The organism is Mesorhizobium sp. M5C.F.Ca.IN.020.29.1.1, from assembly GCF_003997375.1.
Classification (GTDB): domain Bacteria; phylum Pseudomonadota; class Alphaproteobacteria; order Rhizobiales; family Rhizobiaceae; genus Mesorhizobium; species Mesorhizobium wenxiniae.
In genome coordinates this window covers 1-4815 of the sequence record NZ_RZSW01000488.1, presented here as the reverse complement: position 1 = coordinate 4815, position 4815 = coordinate 1, and the positions used below count along the sequence as shown (strand labels likewise).

At 63.4% G+C, this 4815-nt stretch carries 6 protein-coding genes and 1 other RNA gene; 3 read left to right on the top strand and 4 right to left on the bottom strand.

The features are described from left to right. Positions 1-208: 208 nt before the first annotated feature. Positions 209-305: signal recognition particle sRNA small type (gene ffs, locus EOA85_RS27800), an RNA gene on the bottom strand. 249 nt (positions 306-554) lie between these two features. Here ffs and EOA85_RS27795 point away from each other — a divergent pair. From EOA85_RS27795 to EOA85_RS27785, 3 genes are read left to right on the top strand one after another with little or no spacing between them, the layout of a single operon-like run. Continuing rightward, positions 555-974, top strand: a complete 420-nt coding sequence (locus tag EOA85_RS27795; RefSeq protein WP_127211905.1) for an HIT family protein — start codon at positions 555-557, stop codon at positions 972-974. A 36-nt stretch (positions 975-1010) separates the two neighbouring features. Next, on the top strand, positions 1011-1952 hold the full coding sequence (gene nudC / locus EOA85_RS27790) for an NAD(+) diphosphatase (protein ID WP_127211904.1): 942 nt from the start codon (positions 1011-1013) through the stop codon (positions 1950-1952). An 18-nt stretch (positions 1953-1970) separates the two neighbouring features. After that, a complete protein-coding gene (locus EOA85_RS27785; RefSeq protein ID WP_127211903.1) occupies positions 1971-2264 on the top strand; it encodes a Dabb family protein in 294 nt (97 codons plus the stop codon). 46 nt (positions 2265-2310) lie between these two features. Here the strand turns inward: EOA85_RS27785 and EOA85_RS27780 are convergent, their stop codons facing one another. The 3 genes from EOA85_RS27780 to EOA85_RS27770 form a co-directional block, all read right to left on the bottom strand. Next, a complete protein-coding gene (locus EOA85_RS27780) occupies positions 2311-2964 on the bottom strand; it encodes a glutathione S-transferase family protein (RefSeq protein ID WP_127211902.1) in 654 nt (217 codons plus the stop codon). 146 nt (positions 2965-3110) lie between these two features. Next, on the bottom strand, positions 3111-3914 hold the full coding sequence (locus EOA85_RS27775) for a hypothetical protein (RefSeq protein WP_127211901.1): 804 nt from the start codon (positions 3912-3914) through the stop codon (positions 3111-3113). Positions 3915-3978: 64 nt separating this feature from the next. After that, the coding region (locus EOA85_RS27770) for a prephenate dehydratase (protein ID WP_127211900.1) at positions 3979-4815 on the bottom strand (837 nt) is incomplete at its 5' end.

Sequence of the window (4815 nt, the reverse complement as noted above, 5' to 3'; positions counted from 1 at the left end):
GCTCCTGGCCGATCAGTTCGGAAAAATTGGCAGGACGGTATTTGCGCGCCAGAACGCGATAGGCGACTGCCTTTTCCGTTCCCGAATTTCCGGCTTCGCTCATTCGCCCGTAAAGCTCCAAGGGCCGCGCCTGCAGGCGGCCGATTCCTGCGCATAGTTTCGCCCGCAGGGCTTGGCGCCGTCAATGTCGCGGGAGAAAGGCGAAGAGGTGGGAGGCTGGAACAATGACCCGTTCCGGGCTCGTTAGGGCTGCTTCCTTCCGGACCTGACCCGGTTGGCGAGTGGACCGTCCACCACCAACCTCCCGCTTCCATATCGGCAATCCGGCGATGAAATGCAAGAGCGCAGGATTCAATCAGCCGGGAGTGGCGCCGAATGCTGAAACAGAAAACCCGCCTCGGGGCGGGTCATTGGCGCAAATCAGCACCATGGCCGAACCACTAGCATAACTGCCGTCACAAAGCAACGATTCGCTTGCCGCCTCTTGCGGGCCACCGGCAGCCGCTTTAGCGTTCAAAAGTCTAAAAAACACGACAAAAGTGAAGGAAACGCCGATGTTGCCGGGCCTCAAGGCCGGATTTACGCTGGATGCTCGTCTGGAGGCGGACAGCGAGCAATTGATGTGGCTCGGCCTATGCGAGCTGCGGGTGATGAACGACCGCCGCTGGCCGTGGCTGCTTCTGGTCCCGCAGCGACCGGGCGTGGAGGAAATCCACGATTTGACGCCGCTCGACCAGGCGATGCTGACCTTCGAGACCAATATGGTGGCGCAGGCGCTGAAGAGGGTGAGCGGCTGCACCAAGATCAACAGCGGCGCCCTCGGCAACGTCGTGCGCCAGTTGCATGTCCATGTCGTCGCCCGCACGGAAGGCGATCCCGGCTGGCCGGGCCCGGTGTGGGGGCACGGCATGCGCGAGCCCTACCAGCGCTCGGACCTTCGCCGGTTTGCGCAACAGATAAAGGCGGCGCTATAAGCCTGTCCCGTGTCCATCCTGAACCTTGAGTCTCCCATGAGCATCCGCCTGTTTGACGCGCCCTTGCGCGAGCCGAGCCAGTTCGTCGGCTTCGCCGGCAATGTGATCGACCGGCAATCGGAAAACCGCGCCGACGATTCCGTCGAAATGGCGCTCGCCGATCCCGCGGTCAGGCTTTTGCTGATGCATGGCGGGCGGCTCTACCTGAAGCTCAGGGATGGCGGCTTCGACCCCTGGTTCGGCGCCGAGGAAAGCCAGCCGCTCCAGGTGTCGCTCGACCATGGCGTCCTGCTCGGTTTTTCCGACAGCGGCCCGGTGCTCGCCGTGCCGGCCGGGCTCGATCCCGAACAATTGCCGGAGTCGATCAAGGCCATCGACTATCGCTCGGTCTATATGCAGGGGCTGATCGACGAGGCGGCGGCCGGCGCGATGGCGCAAGGAGCAGCGCTGCTCGCCTGGCATGCCAGCCACCGGTTCTGCAGCAAATGCGGCACTGAAGCCGAAATGCGGGCTGGCGGCTACAAGCGACTTTGCCCGGCCTGCGCCGCCGAGCATTTTCCGCGCACCGACCCGGTGGCGATCATGCTGACGGCGACCCGCGAAAAATGCCTGCTTGGCCGCGGCCGGCATTTCGCACCGGGCATGTATTCGGCGCTCGCCGGCTTCATCGAACCCGGCGAGACGATCGAGGCGGCGGTGCGCCGTGAAACGCTGGAGGAAGCCGGCATCCGGCTTGGCCGCGTCGTCTACCATGCCAGCCAGCCCTGGCCGTTTCCCTATTCGCTGATGATCGGCTGCTTCGGCGAACCGCTCAACGACGACATCCAGGCCGACCTCAACGAACTCGAAGACTGCCGCTGGTTCTTTCGCGACGAGGTGCTCTCGATGCTGGCCCACGAGCATCCGGGCGGCCTGGTCACCCCGCCGAAGGGGGCGATCGCCTGTAACCTCATCCGCGCCTGGGCCGACAGCGCATAAAAACTCATAGGGGGGCAAGTGATCCGTCACACAGTGGTGTTCAGGCTGAAGCACAAGGACAGCTCAGTCGAGGAGGCAAGATTCCTCGGTGATGCGAAAATACTGGCTGCGATACCGGGCGTCGAAAAGTTCGAGCAGCTGCGTCAGGTAAGCCCGAAGAACGATTATCGTTTCGGCTTCTCGATGGAGTTCGCCGACCAGGCCGCCTATACAGGTTACAACGACCATCCCGACCACATCGCCTTCGTCCGCGACCGCTGGATCCCCGAGGTCGAGGCGTATCTCGAGATCGACTACGCGCCGCTGTCCTAAGATCAGAGTTCTGAACGAGCAAGTTCGTCCCCATAGCGGACCTTTATCAGCCGGTCGGTGACGTCCCAGCGAAAACCGCCAGTTGAGCGGCGAAAGCACGCTTGTAGGCCGGCCGGGCTTCGCCGCGGGCGACATAGGCGAAGAGGTTCGGATATTCGTGCAGTATACCCGACCCGCTCAACCTTAGCAGCACGTGCACCATCATCAGGTCCCCCGCGCTGAACGCACCATCGAGCCAGTCGGCATCGCCCAAGCGACCGGAAAGTTCGCCCAGCCGGTCACGGATGCGATTCTCGACCAGAGGCAGGCGCTGTTCGTGCCAGGTCTCGTCGCGCTCCAGGAGCACGGCGGTTTGGCGCTCAAGGATCGGCGGCTCCACCGTGTTGAGCGCGGCAAACATCCATGAGATCGCGCGCGCCCGCGCATTCCCATCCTCTGGCAGCAGGCCACCATGGCGCTCGGCGATATGGAACACGATCGCCCCCGACTCGAACAGGGCGAGATCGCCATCCTCATAGGTCGGAATCTGTCCGAAAGGATGGAGTGCTCGATGCGCGGGTTCGTTCATCGCTTTGAACGAAACAAGACGAACCTTGTAGGGCTGGCCGACTTCTTCAAGCGCCCAACGAACGCGCATGTCACGCGCCAGTCCCCTTCCGCGATCGGGCGACCGTTCAAAGGCGGTGATGGTAGGGGTCATTGGAAGGCTCCGTATGATTGCATGACGCCATCGTGCGTGACGTCGTCGATTGAGATCCGTTTCCTCATCTCGTCGCGTCCCTTCTTCGATTGAGGCAACCAAAGGACGAATGTCGAGCCGGAATTCCGACATCTGGGAACTGCTCGTCAATCGCGCGTGACCGCTGCAACGGAGGCGCGTAGCGCTCCGGCGAAATCGGGATGGCCATAGAGGTCGTTGTGGCCAGCTGCTATGGCGATGTGGCTGCGCAGATCACGGGCAGCCGCGCGCAGAGGTGCCGAACGTGCGGCAGGAACGATGGTGTCGTTTTCGGCGGTGATTACGGCCGTGGGCACATCGAGGTCGCGCAGGGATTCTGCCGCCTGCATGCGGTGCCGCAGCAAGAGGCGAACCGGCAGCCAGGGATAGTGGTGAGCGGCGAGTTCTCTCAGCGAATCGAAGGGTGTAACCATGACTATGCCGCGCAACGGCCGGGCCGTCGCCAGATCGACCGCAACCGCAGCGCCGACGCTAAGGCCGATGGCGACGATGCCGGCTTTGGCATCGGTGGCCAGGTGGTCGTGGGCGCGTCGGGCGTCCTCGAACAGGGCGGCGGCCGACGGGCTTCCGCTGCTCGGCGCATAGCCGCGGTAGTGCAGCGCAGTGACCTGATGTTCGGGAAATAGCTGGTGCAGCATAAGGGCAAGTGCGTCGGCATTCCAGGCATTGCCGGCGAATCCCAGCAGGAGCGGGCGCGGCGTGGCCGGCGTCTGCCTTGCCGGCAGGCGCACCAGAACGACGCGCTCGCCGTCCTTCGTCGCCAGTTCGACATGGCGGCCCCCGGCCGGCAGATCGGGTCCGAACGCCGCAAGGCCGGCCGGAAAGATCAGCCAGGACTGAAGCACATACACCACGGTGACAACGGCCGCATACAATCCAGCGACTGCGAGCGTCAGTTTCAGAAGCCACATCGCAGGAATGTCGCCCGGCGCTCGTCACCTGGCAAGGCGCTACGTCAGGACGCCGCAGGGGGAGCTAATCCGCCATCTTCCATTGCTCGCGCGATTCGCTGGCCGGGTAGACGCCAAGGATCCGCATTTCGCGCGAGAAGAAGGCAAGCTCGTCGAGTGCCAGCTTGACCAAAGGATCGTCCGGATGGCCCTCGATATCGGCATAGAACAGGGTCGCGGTGAATGCGCCGAGCTGGTAGCTCTCTAGCTTGGTCATGTTGATGCCGTTGGTGGCAAAGCCGCCCATCGCCTTGTAGAGCGCGGCCGGCACGTTGCGGACGCGGAAGATGAACGTCGTCATCATCCTGGCTTCGGCGGAAGGGCGTTGTGCCCACTGCCTGTTCTTGGTCAGCACGACGAAACGGGTGACGTTGCTGTCGGTGTCCTCGACATTCTCCTCGATGATGTCGAGCCCGTAGAGCGTCGCGGCCAAGGCCGGCGCCAGCGCCGCCATGGTGCGGTCTTTCAGCCCGGCGACGAGCTTGGCGGCGCCCGCCGTGTCGCCGGCGACCACCGGCTTCCAGCCGTTTTTGCGGATGTATTTGCGGCACTGGCCGAGCGCATGGATGTGGCTGTGCACGGTCTTGATCTCGTCGCGCCTGACGCCCGGCAAGACCATCAGCTGGAAATGGATCGGCAGGAAATATTCGCCGACGATGTGCAGCTTCGATTCCGGCAGGAGGTGGTGGATGTCGGCGACGCGCCCGGCAATCGTGTTCTCGATCGGGATCATGGCGAGGTCGGCCTTGCCGGTCTCGACCGCATTGAAGGCATCCTCGAAGGTCGGACACGGCAACGGCTCCATATCAGGGAACATGTTGCGGCAGGCAGTGTCGGAATTGGCGCCCGGCTCGCCCTGGAA